We start from the raw sequence: 15,963 nt of genomic DNA on the forward strand, positions 1-15,963 counted from the left end.
CCCGGGATGGCACCAGCCCGGACAGCGTCAGCCGGCTTGGCTACTCGGCCTGCCGCCGCGTCACCAGGGTGCGGCCCGGCTCGACCTCGTTCTTGTCCTGGTACAGCGGCACGATCGCCCGCAGCCAGCCGCGGACCTCGCGGCCGCCGTAATTGCGCTCGACCACGTCGTGGGTGAGGTAGGCCTGGAGGTTCACGGGCCCGAAATTGTAGCCGACGAGACCGCCCACCGCGATCTGCCCCTGCGGGCGGTAGCTCGCCACCCCGGTGGGAAGGTCCGTCGACCCGAACGCCACCGCGCCGACCTGCCACGCGCCGAACTTCTTCGTCATGGTCAGGTCGAGGTTCAGGTAGTCCGGGTACAGGGTGCCGCTGGGCGAGCGCGGGTCGAGGAAGACGCCGTAGAGCAGGTTCGCCGTGAGGTTCCAGCCCTGGCCGGTGTAGCTGACCGCGAAGCGGTGGGTCAGCGAGGCGGACTGGGTCAGGAAGCGCGTCTGGATCGGCAGGTAGCCGCCGAACAGGTAGCTGACACCCACATCCCCGCCGAGATCCCAGGCGAGCTGCGCGGCGAGCAATTGCTGGCCGACGCCGCTCTGGTAGGGCGCCCCTTGGCTGCTCGCGGCCGCGATCGGCTGGGTGAAGAAGAATTGCAGGCGCGCGCCCGCGACGTCCCAGGGCGTCGCCCACGCGAAGGTCGGCAGGTTGACGTTGGTCGCGGAATCCCGCGGGCGGGTGCCGCGCACGCCGAAGCTCGACAGGTTCACGAAATACAGGCCGACGGGAAGCTGATCGCCCACCGGCAGACCGACCGTCTGCCCCGGCTGCGCAGCGGAGGCCGCCCGGGCGCCCGTCGCCGTCGACGCGACGGAGATGGGAGCGGTGACGGCAAGAACCACCGCGGCGAACCCGCGTGACGTCAGGCTAAATCCGACCATGAGAACCCCGAACCAGGCCCCCGGGATGCGGGGCCGATCAGGGTTGGACGGGCGCTCGCTCCGACAACATCCCGCCGTTACGGCCAAGCCGTGCGCAACGGCACAGCCTCGACGGTGCGATCTCTTGGGACGGGACTAAATCACCGGTTCTCGACTTCCACGACGAAATCGCCGCGGTAGGTCGCGCCCTCCACCGGGTTCGAGACCCAGCGGCAGTGCCCGACCGCGAGGTCGTGGCCCGCGTGGAAATGCCCGGAGATCCACAGCGCCGGTCGCGCGGGATCGGAAAGGGCGTCGAGGGCCGTGCTGGCATAGAAGGCCGGCACCCACCAGGGAACGCCGGCCACGTCCCGGAACCGGTCCGCGGCCAACGGGCTCGCCGGGTGATGGGTCACCACGACGGTCGGACCGTCGTGCGGGATCTGCAGCGCCGCGTGCAGGGCGGCCCGCTCGATCCGGTGCTCCGCCATCGCGTCCGCGGGCTGCCAGGGACTGCCGTCGGCCTTGCGGATCGCGCCGAGATATTCCCGCGAGCCCGTCACAGGATCGGTCATGCGGGCGGCCGCGTAGGCCACCGGATCGGCGGGCCGGTCCGGGGCATCCGGGGCGAGCCAGCGCCCGGCGAGGTCCCAGTCGCTCCACAGGGTGGTGCCGACGAAGCGGACGCCGTCGATGACGCAGCTCTGCGCGCGCTGGAGCAGATGGATCCGGGCACCCAGCTCGTTGAGCCGCGTGACCTCGTCTTCCAGGGCGGCGAGCAGCTCCGGTGCGGTGCGCCGGTCCCCGGTCGGGGCATAGCGCTCGTGGTTGCCCGGCACCAGCACGATCGGCCGCCCCTGGGCGAGATGCAGCAGGGCCGCGAGCCCCCGTTCGGGATGCCCTTCGTGGAGGTCGCCGGGGCAGGCGAGCAGGTCGAACGGCTCTGCGGGCGGCGCGATCAGGTCGAGGCGGCGCCGCTCCAGGTGCAGATCCGAGATGGGGAAGATGCGCATGATGGTCGCTGCTGAGGGGCCGCTATCGTGCGGCTCTGCGCTCGGCCGCGGCCGCCTTGAGGATGTCGGCGGCCGAGTCGGCGTTGAGGATCGCGATCCCGGCCGCCACGACGAGGTCGGGCCAGGGGGATGGGTGGAGGGCCGTCACGAGGCCGGCGGCGATGATCGCCAGATTGGCGTAGGCGTCGTTGCGTGCCGAGAGATAGGCCGCCCGGGTCAGGCTGCCCGAGCCGGAGCGATGCCGGGCGAGCATCAGCGCGCAGGTGAGGTTGACGGCCAGTGCCCCGAGACCCGCGAGGGTCAGGGGCAGAGCGGCGGGGGCGGTGAAATCGGCGATCTTGCCGTAGGCCGCCCAGGCGCCCGCCAGCGCCGGCAGCAGCAGGATGCCCGCCATGGCGGTCCCGAGCCGGGCGCGGTTGCGCGCGCTCCAGCCGAGGCCCGCGAAGATCAGCAGGTTGATCGCGGCGTCCTCGAGGAAATCGAGGCTGTCGGCGATCAGCGCCACCGAGCCGATGGCGAGCGCCACCGCGATCTCGATGCTGAAATAGCCGAGGTTGAGCGCCGCCACGCGGGCGACGACCGGGCGCAGGGCGGGCCGCGCGGGCGGGGGCACATCATCGGCGATCACGGGACGCCTCTTCGCCGACGCGCACGGCTCTGTCGAGCGGCTGTTGAGAAAACCCTGTCGGCGGCTCAAGAAAGTTCGAGGCCCTTCAGCCTTTGTCCGGGTGGATTCGGCGCCGGGATCGTGCGACGCCGTTGCCGGAGCCGGCCGCACGAGACGAATGACCGGCCCGAACCGGAGGTCTGCCGCGTCATGCTGCCCGAACTGCGCGTGCTTTATTTCGAGGATCTCGAAGTCGGACTGTCGGAGACTCTGTCGAAGACCATCGCCTCGTCGGATGTGGTGGGTTTCGCCGAGATCACCGGCGACCGCAATCCGATCCACCTGTCCGAGCACTTCGCCGCGCGCACGCCCTTCGGCACCCGCATCGCCCACGGCCTGTACACGGCCGGGCTGATCTCGGCGGTGCTGGGCACGCGCCTGCCCGGACCGGGCGCCGTCTACATCTCCCAGACCCTGAACTTCCGCGCCCCGGTGCGGATCGGCGACGTCGTCGACGTCACCGTGACGGTGGCCGAACTCATGCCCGAGCGGCGGCGGGCGCGCCTCGCCTGCCGGTGCTCCGTCGGGGGCGAGACCGTCCTCGACGGCGAGGCGCTGGTGAAGGTGCCGACCAAGGCCGAGGCCGACCCGCTGGCGAGCCGCACCGAGCGCGCCCAGGGCTGAGGTGACCCCGGACCCGGAAGACCTCGGCGACCCGGACGATCCCCGCCTGGAGCCCTATACCCGGATGCGCGAGCGCGACCTCGTCGGCCGCGCCGGGCGCTTCATCGTCGAGGGCGAGGTGACGCTGCGGCTGCTCCTCGGCCGCCGCAGCCGGTTCCGCGCGGAATCGATCCTGATCGCCCCGGAGCGCTGGCCAAGCCTCGTCGCCGACGTCGCCGCCTGCCCGGAGCCGCCTCCGGTCTATTGCGCCAGCAAGGCGGTGATGAGCGCGGTCACCGGCTTCCCGATCCACCGGGGGGTCCTGGCCATCGGCCTGCGCGGCGCGGAACCCGCGGCGACCGCCCTCGTGCCGCCGCCGCCCGCCCCCGCGCTGGTGGTCGGCCTTGCCGGCCTGACCAATCACGACAATGTCGGCGCCGCCTTCCGCAACGCGGCCGCCTTCGGGGCCGACGCGGTGATCCTCGACGGAGAGAGCTGCGATCCGCTCTATCGCAAGAGCATCCGGGTTTCGGCCGGGGCCGCGCTGATCCAGCCTTTTGGGCGGCTCCCGGCGGGGCAAGACTGGCTGCGGCTGGCCGACGCCCTCGACCTCCAGCCGTTGGCCTTCAGCCCTGGGGCGACCGAGTCCCTGGATGCCGTCACCGCGCCGGCGCGGGCGCTCCTGATCCTCGGCACCGAGGGGCCGGGCCTCGACGCGGCGACTCTGGCCCAGGCGCGGCCGCTCCGCATCCCCATGGCCGCCGGATTCGATTCGCTCAACGTCGCCACGGCGGCGGGCATCGCCCTGTTCACCATCGCCCGCGGCCAGGGGCGCCTCGGTCCGACGTGAGCGCGCGGCGCCGGCGGGTCGGGGCCCGGAATCCGATCTCGGCATCGCCGCCCTGGCCGGGCGCCCGATGCAGGGGGCGGTCGGCAGCGGGACCTTCGGGCGGAGGCCGGCCCCGGCATGGATGGTATCGACGCCTGGGCCGGTGCTGAGGCGCAGGATGTCCGCCGACCGGCGGCTCCCGGATGATGGCCGCGTCTCGGCCCGCGCAGGTCCGCGGCCTGCGGGCCGGCCCGCCCTCGGACGCCTCGGTGGCCGGGACAACGGCGGCCTTGCGCAAATCTTGCGAATGCGTGTCCCTGGTATGATCGTATACAGCGTTCTGCGCGCGACAAACGGCTGCAATTGCCGCGCGATGATGCCAAGCTAGCTTGGCCACATGGGTGTCGGGATTCTGTGAGGAGTCGGGGACGTTGCTTCAGTCTGGGGATGGGTTGCGAGCGCTGACCGGGCGCCGGGTGGCCGTGGTCGGGGCCGGGCCAGGTGGGCTTGCCTCTGCCCTGCTCCTGGCGCGGGCCGGGATCCATGTCACCATCTTCGAGAAGGATTCCCAAGTCGGCGGCCGGACGAAAACCGTTGAGGCGCCCGGCGGATACCGCTTCGATATCGGACCGACGTTCTTCCTCTATCCGCAGATTCTGGCGGACATTTTCGCGAGCTGCGGGGAGCGGCTGGAAGACCACGTCAAGCTCGAGCGGCTCGACCCGCAGTACCACCTCGTTTTCGAGGGGCAGGACGGCATTTCGGGGACGATCAGCGCCACGGGCGATGTCGGGCGCCTGGAGCAGGAGATCGCCCGCCTCGCGCCGGACGACGCCAAAAACGTCAAAGCCTTCTTCGCCGAGAACCGCACCAAGCTGAACTATTTCAAGCCGGTCCTCGAACAGGCCTTCCACACGTTGCGCAGCATGGCGAGCCCGGCGATGCTGGCTGCCCTGCCCTACCTGCATCCGGGCCGGAGCGTCGACCGCGACCTCAAGCGCCACTTCGCCGACCCGCGGGTGCGCCTCGCCTTCTCGTTCCAGACCAAATACCTCGGGATGTCGCCGTTCCGGTGCCCGAGCCTGTTCACCATCCTGTCGTTCCTCGAATACGAGCACGGGGTCTACCACCCCGTGGGCGGCTGCGGGGCCGTCTCGGAGGCCATGGCGGGCTTGGCCGGCCGCATGGGCGTCGATCTCCGGCTGAACAGCACGGTCGAGCGGGTGCTGTTCGACGGCAAGCGCGCCTGCGGCCTGGTGGCGGACGGCGAAACCTTCAACGCCGACGCGGTGATGATCAACGGCGACTTCGCCAAGGTCGTCCGCGCCCTCATCCCGGAGCGGCACCGGCCGCGCTGGCGCGACGCCAAGATCCAGAAGGCCCGGCTCTCCTGCTCGACCTTCATGCTGTATCTCGGCCTCGAGGGGAAAATGCCCGACAGCCTCGGGCACCACACGATCCTCCTGGCCGACGGCTACGAGAAAAACATCCGCGAGATCACCGAGGGCACGCTGCCGATGCAGCCCTCCCTGTACGTGCAGCACGCGGGCTACACGGACGGCGGCATGGCGCCCCCCGGGCATACGGCTCTCTACGTTCTGGTACCGGTGCCGAACCTCAAGGCGGGGATCGACTGGTCGACGCTGCGGGAGACCTACCGCGCGCTGATCCTGGAGCGTCTGAAGCTCCTCGGAATCGACGATCTCGAATCCCGCATCCGCTACGAGCGGATCATCGATCCGACCCAGTGGGAGGAGGATTTCGCCGTCCATGAGGGCGCCACCTTCAACCTCGCCCACGACCTGATGCAGATGCTGTATTTCCGCCCGCACAACCGCTTCGGACCGGGGCTGTACATCGTCGGCGGCGGCACGCATCCGGGCTCCGGCCTGCCGGTAATCTACGAGGGTGCCCGCATCTCGGCGCGGTTGCTGATCGAGGAACTGGCCGGCGCCCGCGCCGCCGCCACGGCGGGCATTCCCGATACGGCGCCCTTGGCGACCTCCGGCGAGGCCTCGTGAGCGCGGCGACGGATCGGAGGAGACACGGCCGCGGGCCGACAGGCCGCGTGACGATCGCCCTGTCGGCTTGGCTCTGCGCCGCAGCCCTGCCCGTCTCGGCCGCCGCCGTTCAGGTCGAGGTCGACGGGATCGAGCCGGGCGGCGGTCAGGTGCGCGTGGCGCTCTGTCAGGGCGGTCTTTCGGAGACGTCGTGCCTGCGGGGCGACGACTCGCCGGCGACGGCCGACCGGGCTCTGTTCACCTTCCGGGACGTTCCGCCGGGGACCTACGCGGTGGCGGCCTATCAGGACGCCAACGGCAACGGACGCCTCGACCGGACCGGCCTCGGCCTGCCGCTGGAGCCCTATGGCTTCTCGGGCGCCGTCGGGCGCCGGGCGCGGCCCGATTTCGCCGAGGCGGCCTTCGCCCTGCGGGAACCGGGCGCCGCCCTGCGGGTGCGCCTTGGCCGTGCCCTTCCGAGACGGTGAGACGATGGAGGGCCCCCTCGTCAGCCTCGTGGACGTCGGCCTCGACCTCCGCGGGCGACGGGTCCTGGACCGGGTCGATCTTGAGCTCGGGGCCGGCGAGACCCTCGCGCTGCTCGGGCCGAACGGGGCCGGCAAGTCCTCGCTGATGCGCCTCGTCGCGGGGCGGTTGTGTCCGAGCGCGGGGTCGGTGCGCGTGGCTGAGGCGGACCCCTATCGCGCGGGACGCGCGCGCCGCGCCATCGGCTGGGTGCCGCAGGAGATCGCCCTCTATCCCCGGCTGACCGTCTCGGAGAATCTCGGCGTCTTCGGGCAGCTCGCGGGGGTTGCCCGACGCGACCGGAAGGCCGCCGTGGAGGCCGCCCTGACCATGGCCGACATCGCCGACGTGGCCCGACGCCCGGTGGGCGTCCTGTCGGGGGGATACCGGCGCCGGGTCAACATCGCGGCGAGCCTGATGAACCGGCCCCGGCTGGTCCTCCTCGACGAGCCGACCAGCGGCGTCGACCTCGCCGCCCGGGCCGCCATCCACGCGGTGCTCGACCGCCTGAAGGCCGCCGGCACCGCGATCCTGATCGCCACGCACGATTTCGCCGAAGCGGAGCGCCTCGCCTCCCGGGTTGCGTTCCTGGCCCAGGGTCGGGTCGTGCGCGCCGGCCGGCTCGCCGATCTGCTCGCGCAATTGCGCACGGGCGCCCCCGAGCGGGAGCTGAGCCTCGCCGTCCCGGCGACGGGACCGGCCGAGGGTGTGCTACGCCGGGCCGGGTTCGCGCCCGCCGAGGCGGGAGGCCTCGTCTGGCGGTCCGTCGAGCGCTCCGGCCTCGACGGCGCGGCCCTGCTGGGCGCGCTGCGCGCCCAGGGCGTTCCCGTGGCCGAGATCCGGGTTCGGGCGCCACGGCTGGAGACGCTCTACCTCGACGCCCTCCGGCCGCGGGAGCTGACGGATCCCGCGGCCACGCCGCTCCGGGTCGGTGCAGCCGGATGATCGCCGCCGCCTTCCGCGTGATGCTCCTGACCCTCCTGCGCGACCGGGCCGCGCTGGTGATGGCCTTCGTGCTGCCGACGGTGATCTTCTCGATCTTCGCGGCCATCTTCTCCGGGGCGATCGGCGACCGGATCCGCATTCATCTCGGACTGGCCGATCTGGCCCACACCGCCGCCACCGAGCGCCTCGCCGACGCCCTCGCGGCCGATCCCTCGCTGCGCGTGACGCGCCTGCCCGCCACCGACATTGCCGCCGTGGCGCAGGCGGTTCGTGCGGGCGAGGTCGACGTGGCGCTGGTCCTGCGCGGCGACCTGATCGCCGCGCCTGCGGAAGCCGCATCCGGGTCTGTCGATCAACCGGTGGTGCTGGTGGAGAACCCCGCCAAGGCGTTGGCGACGCCGATTGCCCTGGGCCAGCTCCAGCGGGTCCTGAACGAGGCGCTGCCCGACGTGGTCCTGTCGCGGATCGTCGCCGACGTCGAGCGCACGGGCAAGATCGGCCCCGACGAGCGCCGCTTCCTCGACGAGGCCTTCGCGGAGCAGCGGGCCAAGAAGGAGCCGTTCAGCTTCGCCGCCCTGGTGGAGCGGCGCAGCACCGCCGCTGGCAGCGCCAATGCGCGGGTGAGCTACTATGCCGGTGCGATCACAGCGGTGTTCCTGCTCTTCGCCGCGATGCAGGGGGCGATGTCCCTGGTCGAGGAGCGCGAAACGGGCCTCGCCGAACGGCTGATGGCCGGTCCGGGCGGCCTGCCGGTGGTCGTGCTCGGCAAGTTCGCCTTCCTGACGCTGCAGGGTCTCGTCCAGGCCGGGCTGATCTTCCTGGCCGCCGCCCTGCTCTACGGAGTCGAGATCGGGCCGCACTGGCCGGCCTTCCTGGCCACCTGCCTGCTGGTCTCGGCGATGGCCGCCGGCCTCGCGCTCGCTGCCTGCGCGCTGGCTGGCTCGCGCCAGCAGGCGCACCTCGCCTCGACCTTCGGAGTGCTGCTGCTCTCGGCGGTGGGGGGCTCCATGGTTCCGCGCTTCCTGATGCCGCCCTGGCTGCAGCAGGCCGGCTGGCTCACCCCCAATGCCTGGGCGATCGAGGCGTATCAGAGCGCGCTCGGCGAAGGGTTCTCCGCCGCAGCGCCGTCGCTCGCGGTGCTGGGCGCGCTGACGCTCTGCGGGCTCGGCCTCGCCCTCACCCTGGCGGCGCGGCGGACCGTGTAGGGCAGCCATCGGGCGCGCGGATCGGACCCGCGTTACTCGACGTAGACGCCCGCACCGATGACCGCGTCCGAACCGGCGACGTGCGTCGCGCAGACGTAGCTCCATTTCACGGTCGGGACGGACTGACCGGGCTTCGGGAACATGTAATCGACCCAGCCGGAACCGAAGCGGTCCACAGCCTCGATGAAGTCCCTGTGGAACTGCTTCCGGTCGGCGTCGCGCTCGTCGAGAAGATCATGCCCCTCGCGGTTCGGATGCGCGGCATTGAACAGCACGATCCCCTTCATGTCGATGACGAACAGATAGACGTCCCCGTAGCGCCAGACGCTACCTTTCCGTCTGAACTCTCCGAACGCCCCGGCGCCGCGGTCTTCCAACGCCTCGGCCGCCCGGTTCACCAGGGCCTCGATCTCGGCCGCCTGATGGACGGGCGGAGTCGAGCGCGTCCGGAATGCGGGAAGCGTCAGGCCGATCACGAGCAACACCGGCCATATCAGCAGGGCTCTCCACATGTGGTTGCCTCACCGGTTGAATCTGAGACGTCCCAGGCGATCCCGAGACGATCACGGCGCGCTGCGCCACGGCGATCCGCCCAAGGCGGCAGGCGCGCCGAACTGCAGGTGCGGCCGCAGCACCGTCTCCAGCCCCGCCTGCGCGGAGCGGGGATGGCTGTGGGAGTCCGGCCGAACGGAGAGCGGAGGGTCCACGCTCGTCCCGTCAGGATCTTGCCGGGAGCCCTCCGAGGTCATCGGATAATCCCGCCCGGTGCGCGTTGCCGAGGCGCGGACTTCGCCGACATGGCCGTGCCCCCTCACAGCACAGCCGGCCCGCCTTCCGGAAACCGGCCGGCCCACGGCATCGGGCAGCGTCGCGAAGGCGAGGCAATTGCCGTTCAGCTCGATCATCGGATGACGGTCGTCGATCGCGGCACGCCTCGGCACGACCGTCCTGCGAGACCCCGCGCAGGCGCCCGCCTGCACCGCGCTACGGACGGCCTCCGTGTCTTGGACGAGGAGACCCCACCCCTCTCGGACACAGAATTCGATCCCTGTGAAATCCGGCATTTCGCCCTCCAGCATAGCCTGATTTCAGTAATGATCTGATCCAATATGAATCGTATGCGGGATAATGCGCATCATTCATTTGGATGCGCCAACGAATAAATAATATTCGACAGCCCGAGGGATGGACGGGAGCTCCGTCCCTTGGCCCGACCCTTGGCCCGTGCCGAGACCCGCGCCAAGACCCGTGCGCTCGGCATCCGTCACACCGTGGTCGTTGCCCTGTGCGTCCGGCCGGGGCGCTCCGACCCGGTCGCCCGCGACGGGCTCCGGGAACCGCTCCGGGCTGCGGCATGCTCGGCCCGCGACGATCCGCGCCGTTTCCCCGCGGCTCCGCGAGCGCACATGCAGCTTCCCCGCCGCACGGCCCCGCTCAACGGAACTCCCATGCTCCGCCTGCTCATCGCCGACGGCAACGACCGCGCGGCCCGGGACCGGCACGTCGCGGCCACCGGCCGAACCTCGGCCGAGTCCTACGCGGCCGTGGTCCGGGATCTTCGACCGGAAATCAGCTGCCATCTCGTCAGCCCCGCCGATGCCGACGCCACCCTCCCGGCGACCCTCGCGGATTTCGACGGCATGATCTTCACCGGCTCGACGCTCAGAGTTTCCGAGGGCACGCCCGAGGTGAGGCGGCAGCTCGTGCTGATGCGGGCCGCCCTGGACGCGGGGCTGGCGATCTTCGGATCGTGCTGGGGCGTGCAGGTCGCCGCCACGGTGGCGGGCGGGCGGGCCGCCGAGAACCCGCGCGGGCCGGAATACGGCTTCGCTCGCTCCATTACCCCGACCGAGGAGGGCCGGACCCATCCGCTCCTCGCCTGCCGGCCCGCCACGTGGGACGCCCCCGCGATTCACGCGGATGCGGTGCTCCAACCGCCGCCGGGCGCCCGCGTGCTTGCCGGGAACCGGATCCTCGGCATCCAGGCGATCGAGATCCGCCAGGGGGACGGATGGTTCTGGGGGACGCAGTATCATCCCGAACTCGACCTGGACGAAGTCGCCGCGATGCTCCGCCTGTGCGACACGGCCATCGTCGCGGCGGGCCTGGCGGAGGATCCGGAGACGGTGGCGGCCTATGCCGACGAGATCGCAGGACTTCAGACAGGCGAGCCCGCAGCCGTGCGCCGGCTCGCATGGCGCCACGGATTGGGGCCGGAAGTGCTGGAGGCGGATCGCCGCCGCCGCGAGATCGGCAACTTTCTGACCCGGCTGTCCACAGGTGAGGATTGACCGGATGCGGCCGCGACCGGGTGGCGCGTTGACCCGCACGACCCCGGGGCTAGCTTCGCTGTCGCGGGTCACGTTCGTGGAAGGCCCGGGGAGCGACCCATCAGGATGAGCCAGGATTCAACGGTGGCCGTTATCGGCAGCGGACTCGGCGGTCTGGCGGCCGCGTGTGTCGCTTCCGCGCGGGGACACCGCGTGACGGTCTACGACAAGAACGGCTGGCTCGGCGGAAAGGCGGCGGTGCTCCATGAGGGCGGCTTCCGCTTCGACATGGGCCCGACCATCCTGACCGTGCCGCGGGTGCTGGAACGGATCTTCGCTGAAGCCGGCCGCTCGGTCCACGACTACATGGATCTGCGCCGCCTCGACCCGCAATGGCGGTGCTTCTTCGATGACGGCACCCAGATCGACCTGATGCAGGACGTCGAGCGGATGGCCGGCGACATGGAGCGCTTCGCGCCCGGCACCGGCGAGGGCTACAAGAAGTTCCTCTCGATCTCGGAACACCTGCACGGCGTTTCGGAAAAGTTCTTCTTCTGGAAGCCGGTCGAAGACCTGTTCGACACGATCAACATCCGCGCCAACATGAACCCGAGCACGCTGCGCGACGTGCTCTCCCTGCGCATGCACGCCTCCGTCGCCTCGACGATCCGCGGCAAGGTCAAGGACGCCCGGCTCGCGCAGATGCTCGACCACTTCGTGCAATATGTCGGCTCCTCGCCCTACGGCGCGCCGGCGGTGCTCTGCGCCATCGCGCACATGCAGACCGCCGACGGCGTCTGGTACCCGATGGGCGGCACCCGCGCCGTGGCGGAGGGGCTGGCGAAGCTCGCCCAGGAACTCGGCGCCACCTGCAAGACCGACACCGAGGTGACCGGAATCGAGACCGCGAACGGCGCCGTGCGGGGCGTGCGGACCGCCCACGGCGTCACGCCCTTCGACGCGGTGATCTCCAACATGGATTCGGTCCGCACCTACCGCGAACTCGTCGGCGGCGAAGCGGCCAAGGTCTACGCCAAGAAGAACCCCGAGCCGGCCTGTTCGGGCGTGGTGCTCTATCTCGGCCTGAACAAGCGCTACGAGCACCTGAACCACCATGACTTCGTCTTCTCCCGGGATCCGGAAGAGGAGTTCGACTACATCTACAACAAGGGCGAGCCGGCCCCGGACCCGACCGCCTATCTGGCGGCGCCCTCCTCCACCGATCCGAGCGTGGCACCGGAGGGTGGCGAGGCGCTCTACGTCCTCGTGCATACCCCGTATCTGCGCCCGCACCACGACTGGCGTCCGGACGGACCGCTGTTCCAGAATTACCGCCGGACGATCCTCGACAAGCTCAAGCGCACCGGCGGCATGCCGGACCTGGAGGAGCGCATCGTCGTCGAGCGCCACCTGACGCCGCAGGACATCCACGAGCGTTACAAGGTGCTGAATGGCGCGATCTACGGTCTCGCCTCCCACGGGCGGGTGATGGGCGCATTCAAGCCTGGAAACCGTTCGCGGCAGGTGCGCGGCCTCTACCTCGCGGGGGGCGCCGCCCATCCGGGGCCCGGCATGCCGATGGTGATGATGTCGGGCTGGATCGCCGCCGACGCGCACGACCAGGACGCCCGCGGCGCCCTGCGCGCCTCGGCGTGACGGCGACGCCGCCACCTCCCGCCTCCGTCCCGGGGGGCGAGAGAGGTACGCGCGGCGCCCCCTTGCCCCCGATCTCGCCCGGAATCCGCGCCTTCATGGTGGCGTGGTTCGAGCGCTATATGCACCGCCACCTCGACGCCGTGCGGCTGCCCCTCTGGAGCACACCGCCGGCGACGAGCCATCCGGGCGCGATCGTGGTCTATTGCAACCACCCGGCGTGGTGGGACGCCGCGCTGATCGTCGTGCTGGCCGGCCGCCTCTATCCGGAGCGATGGAGCCGCGCCCCGTTCGACGCCGCGATGCTGGCGCGCTACCGGATCTTCGAGCGGATCGGCGCCTTCGGGGTCGACCTGGAGAGCCCGCGCGGGGCGGCGCAGTTCCTCACGGCCGCCCGGTCGATCCTGGCGTCCTCCGACGGCATGCTCTGGATCACCGCACAGGGCCGTTTCGCGGATGCCCGCGCACGGCCGCTGGCACTGAGGCCCGGCGTGGCACGGCTCGCCGAGATCGCCCCCGACGCCCTGTTCGTTCCCCTCGCCGTGGAATACACCTTCTGGGACGAGCGCGGCGCCGGCGCCTTCGTGGCCTTCGGTCCCGGGATCGGCGGAACCGAACTCGCCGCGCTTCCGCGAGACCAGCGGCTCGCGCGCCTGGAATCCGACCTGACCGCGACCCTCGACCGTCTGAGCGCCGATGTGATCAGCCGGGAACCCGGACGCTTCCGCACCCTGGTCTCCGGCCGAAAGGGCGTCGGCGGCCTCTACGATCTGTGGCGACGCGTGGCGGCCCAGCTCTCCGGGCGACGCTTCGATCCGGCGCATCGCGCCGCGGGCGGCCAGGATCGCGCCGGATGACCCCTTCCGCTCGCGCCCGGCCCCGTACGATCCCTGGTCGAGACACGACACCAGCGCGGCGCGGACGATGACCGATTCGATCCTCACGGCCCTGGCCCTGCTCTGCCTGGTCACCGCCCTCCTGCCGGCCGTGCTGGCGGCGGTGAATCTCGCGGCTCTGCGCCGGCCCATGCCGGAGACCGGGACGGGCCTGGTCTCGATCCTGATCCCGGCACGCAACGAGGCCGGCAACATCGACGCCACCGTGCGGGCTGCGCTCGCCAGCACATCGGTTCCGGTGGAGGTGATCGTCGGTGACGATCATTCCACGGACGCGACCGCGGAGATCGTGCGCGCCGTCGGTGATCCGCGTCTGCGCCTCGTCTCGGTGCCGGCCCTTCCCGAAGGCTGGACGGGTAAGAACCACGCCTGCAGCCATATGGCCGGCCTCGCCCGCGGCGACCACCTGCTGTTCCTGGACGCCGACGTGCGCCTCGAGGCCGAGGCCGCGGCTGCCGTGGCGGCCCAGGCCCGCCGCACCGGCGCGGCGCTCGTCAGCGGCGTACCCCGGCAGCGCACGGACACGCTCGGCGAGATGCTGACCGTCCCGATGATCGACTTCCTGCTCCTCGGCTTCCTGCCGGTGCCGCTGATGCGTCGGCTGCCGGACCCGTCGCTCGGCGCGGCCTGCGGTCAGCTGATCTTGGTCGATCGTGCGGCCTACACGGCCGTCGGCGGACACGCTGCGATCCGCAGGTCCCTCCATGACGGCGTCCGCCTGGCCCGCCTCTTCCGTGCCGCGGGCTACCGGACGGATCTCGTGGCCGCCGCCGCGCTGGCGACATGCCGGATGTACGATGGCTTCACCCAAGCCTGGGCCGGCTTCTCCAAGAACGCCCACGAGGGCATGGCCACGCCCCGCGCCCTTCCGGTCTGGACGCTCCTGCTCGGCTGCGGCCAGGTCCTGCCGCCGCTCCTCATTCTGGCCGGCCTGCTCGGGCTGGTGCCCGCCTCCGCCCTGGCCCTGGCCGCCCTGGCCTTGGCCCTGTCGCTGGCGACCCGGACGGCCGTCACGGTGGCGGTCCGGGCACCCTGGGCGACGATCCCGCTCCACCCGGCGGCGGTCGCGGTGGCCCTGGCGATCCAGTGGAACGTGCTCCTGCGCCGCGAGCGAGCCGGCGCGGCCACTTGGAAGGGGCGCAGCTATCCCGTGAGCGGCGGCTGACCCGCGCAGGCCGACGGAAGGCCACCGCCGGCCCGGATCACGCGTTCAGGGCTGGCACGGGTTGGTGTTGCGGGCCTTTCCGGAAGACGGCTTCAGCGAGACGATGAGCTGAACGTTCGGCACATCGCCGACCTGCCGGGTCAGGTGCCCGACATGGCCCTCCGCCCCCTGCGGCGTCGATCCCATGTCGGCGTTGAACTCCACCTCGCCGGGTCCCTGCTCGAGCACGCTCCCGTCGGTGGCCTCCACCGACCAGCGGCCCGACAGGGTGATCACCCATTGCGGCCCCGGCGCCGTGTGCCACGTACCGACATAGCCGACGGGCAGGACCGCATACTTGATCGACGCCACCTCCCCCGGCGGAAAGCCGACGTATTGCGGCGCTGCCGGAGGCGCGTAGCTCTTGAAGATGAAATTCTTCAGGTCACAGTATTGGACATGGCTGTGACCCTTGTCGTCGGCATAGAGAACCCCGTACCGCAAGGCGGGCGGATCGGCTGAGGCGAGACCGGCCGGACCGGACGGCGCCGCCTCGATGGTCATCAACGGTTCCTTCTTCGGATCGCCGGCCGCCTGAACATTCAGGGCGCCCATGACCGACATCAGCAGAGCCGCAGCGGCGCGGTCTGCCATCCTGAACCATCCCATGGTTTCCCCTCGGCTTTGTCTCGGGCGCGACGCGCGCCGCAGCCCATTAAAATCGGCCGCCAGATTTTCTCAATCTTTTTCGCGTGCAACGAACTTCCGATGCTTTTCTTTATCTGAAACATCGATCTTTAATCTCGAACCTTTGCATGCAAACTTAGATCTGTTCACGACGCCGAGAAGCAAGGCAAAGGAAATACCCGGATGCACGCGCTCCATGCGGCGTCCGACGGCGCAGGGGTCTTGTCCACAGACGCCCGACAGCGAGGCCGGCAACCTGACGGGTTCGGCTCCGATCCGCGGCCGCAGATCGGGGCGAGAATCGCTCATCGCCCACAGACCGCCAGATGCAGGATCCGGTCGGAGGCGCAGATGGATCCGACGGCTTCGGATGCCGGGCTCCCCATCGCGGGATACGCCTCGTCGTGGCTCGCAGCGCACGACCGCGCGCGCCCGGCTTTCAGCGCAGCGGCAGCCGTCCTGTTCGCCGGAGCGACGGCGGCTCTTGTCACCGTCGCCGGCAACAGCCTGCTCGGTGCCGGCATCGCCGAGCGCCGCAACGCGGCGCCGGACCGCCCGGTCGTCCTGGCGCCGGTGGGCCGGCGCGTTCGTCCGGATCGGTGCCAAAGCGGTG

Annotated in this window: 17 protein-coding genes; 10 read left to right on the plus strand and 7 right to left on the minus strand. The window is 70.9% G+C overall.

Annotation, left to right across the window (positions count from 1 at the left end):
- Nucleotides 1–40: 40 nt before the first annotated feature.
- The 3 genes from PQI07_RS07115 to PQI07_RS07125 all read right to left on the minus strand — a co-directional run bounded on the left by PQI07_RS07115 (nucleotide 41) and on the right by PQI07_RS07125 (nucleotide 2,554).
- Nucleotides 41–934, minus strand: coding sequence for a transporter (locus tag PQI07_RS07115; protein ID WP_043350152.1), 894 nt, complete (start codon nucleotides 932–934; stop codon nucleotides 41–43).
- 140 nt (nucleotides 935–1,074) lie between these two features.
- Nucleotides 1,075–1,926, minus strand: coding sequence for a metallophosphoesterase (locus PQI07_RS07120; protein WP_274926345.1), 852 nt, complete (start codon nucleotides 1,924–1,926; stop codon nucleotides 1,075–1,077).
- Between the two features lie 22 nt (nucleotides 1,927–1,948).
- Nucleotides 1,949–2,554 (minus strand): cation efflux transmembrane domain-containing protein, encoded by a 606-nt coding sequence (locus PQI07_RS07125; protein ID WP_179697637.1) that lies wholly within the window; start codon nucleotides 2,552–2,554, stop codon nucleotides 1,949–1,951.
- 189 nt (nucleotides 2,555–2,743) lie between these two features.
- Between PQI07_RS07125 and croR the strand changes: the two genes are divergently transcribed.
- The 6 genes from croR (at nucleotide 2,744) to PQI07_RS07155 (ending at nucleotide 8,700) form a co-directional block, all read left to right on the plus strand.
- Nucleotides 2,744–3,217 (plus strand): 3-hydroxybutyryl-CoA dehydratase, encoded by a 474-nt coding sequence (croR, locus tag PQI07_RS07130; RefSeq protein ID WP_043350156.1) that lies wholly within the window; start codon nucleotides 2,744–2,746, stop codon nucleotides 3,215–3,217.
- 1 nt (nucleotide 3,218) lies between these two features.
- Nucleotides 3,219–4,046, plus strand: a complete 828-nt coding sequence (locus tag PQI07_RS07135; protein ID WP_274926346.1) for a TrmH family RNA methyltransferase — start codon at nucleotides 3,219–3,221, stop codon at nucleotides 4,044–4,046.
- 410 nt (nucleotides 4,047–4,456) lie between these two features.
- Nucleotides 4,457–6,046, plus strand: coding sequence for a phytoene desaturase family protein (gene crtI / locus PQI07_RS07140; RefSeq protein WP_274926347.1), 1,590 nt, complete (start codon nucleotides 4,457–4,459; stop codon nucleotides 6,044–6,046).
- 47 nt (nucleotides 6,047–6,093) lie between these two features.
- Nucleotides 6,094–6,513, plus strand: a complete 420-nt coding sequence (locus tag PQI07_RS07145) for a DUF2141 domain-containing protein (protein ID WP_043350167.1) — start codon at nucleotides 6,094–6,096, stop codon at nucleotides 6,511–6,513.
- A gap of 4 nt (nucleotides 6,514–6,517) precedes the next feature.
- Nucleotides 6,518–7,495 (plus strand): ABC transporter ATP-binding protein, encoded by a 978-nt coding sequence (locus tag PQI07_RS07150; protein ID WP_043350168.1) that lies wholly within the window; start codon nucleotides 6,518–6,520, stop codon nucleotides 7,493–7,495.
- Nucleotides 7,492–8,700 carry an ABC transporter permease gene (locus tag PQI07_RS07155; protein ID WP_043386036.1) on the plus strand — a complete coding sequence of 403 codons (1,209 nt, stop codon included), beginning with the start codon at nucleotides 7,492–7,494 and terminating at the stop codon, nucleotides 8,698–8,700. The genes PQI07_RS07150 and PQI07_RS07155 overlap by 4 nt, the downstream gene beginning before the upstream one ends.
- 32 nt (nucleotides 8,701–8,732) lie before the next feature.
- On the opposite strand, the gene PQI07_RS07160 is transcribed toward PQI07_RS07155, so the two are convergent.
- Both PQI07_RS07160 and PQI07_RS07165 read right to left on the minus strand, forming a co-directional pair.
- Nucleotides 8,733–9,185, minus strand: coding sequence for a cache domain-containing protein (locus tag PQI07_RS07160; protein WP_274926348.1), 453 nt, complete (start codon nucleotides 9,183–9,185; stop codon nucleotides 8,733–8,735).
- A 78-nt stretch (nucleotides 9,186–9,263) separates the two neighbouring features.
- The gene (locus PQI07_RS07165; RefSeq protein WP_274926349.1) at nucleotides 9,264–9,605 is read right to left on the minus strand and encodes a hypothetical protein; all 342 of its coding nucleotides are present in this window, start codon (nucleotides 9,603–9,605) and stop codon (nucleotides 9,264–9,266) included.
- Nucleotides 9,606–10,148: 543 nt separating this feature from the next.
- On the opposite strand from PQI07_RS07165, the gene PQI07_RS07170 reads away from it, so the two are divergent.
- The 4 genes from PQI07_RS07170 (at nucleotide 10,149) to PQI07_RS07185 (ending at nucleotide 14,684) form a co-directional block, all read left to right on the plus strand.
- Nucleotides 10,149–10,991, plus strand: coding sequence for a type 1 glutamine amidotransferase (locus tag PQI07_RS07170; RefSeq protein WP_274927692.1), 843 nt, complete (start codon nucleotides 10,149–10,151; stop codon nucleotides 10,989–10,991).
- Nucleotides 10,992–11,096: 105 nt separating this feature from the next.
- Entirely contained in the window at nucleotides 11,097–12,626 is a 1,530-nt protein-coding gene (locus PQI07_RS07175) for a phytoene desaturase family protein (RefSeq protein WP_274926350.1), read from the plus strand.
- Nucleotides 12,627–12,721: 95 nt separating this feature from the next.
- Complete coding sequence (locus PQI07_RS07180; RefSeq protein WP_274927693.1) at nucleotides 12,722–13,480, plus strand: lysophospholipid acyltransferase family protein; 759 nt, start codon at nucleotides 12,722–12,724, stop codon at nucleotides 13,478–13,480.
- A 67-nt stretch (nucleotides 13,481–13,547) separates the two neighbouring features.
- Nucleotides 13,548–14,684, plus strand: coding sequence for a glycosyltransferase family 2 protein (locus PQI07_RS07185; protein ID WP_075381264.1), 1,137 nt, complete (start codon nucleotides 13,548–13,550; stop codon nucleotides 14,682–14,684).
- Between the two features lie 45 nt (nucleotides 14,685–14,729).
- Here the strand turns inward: PQI07_RS07185 and PQI07_RS07190 are convergent, their stop codons facing one another.
- Nucleotides 14,730–15,317 (minus strand): cupin domain-containing protein, encoded by a 588-nt coding sequence (locus PQI07_RS07190; protein ID WP_244447714.1) that lies wholly within the window; start codon nucleotides 15,315–15,317, stop codon nucleotides 14,730–14,732.
- A gap of 84 nt (nucleotides 15,318–15,401) precedes the next feature.
- A complete protein-coding gene (locus PQI07_RS07195) occupies nucleotides 15,402–15,956 on the minus strand; it encodes a hypothetical protein (RefSeq protein WP_274926351.1) in 555 nt (184 codons plus the stop codon).
- Nucleotides 15,957–15,963 lie beyond the last annotated feature (7 nt).

Source organism: Methylobacterium sp. 092160098-2, from assembly GCF_028920805.1.
Taxonomy (GTDB): domain Bacteria; phylum Pseudomonadota; class Alphaproteobacteria; order Rhizobiales; family Beijerinckiaceae; genus Methylobacterium; species Methylobacterium fujisawaense.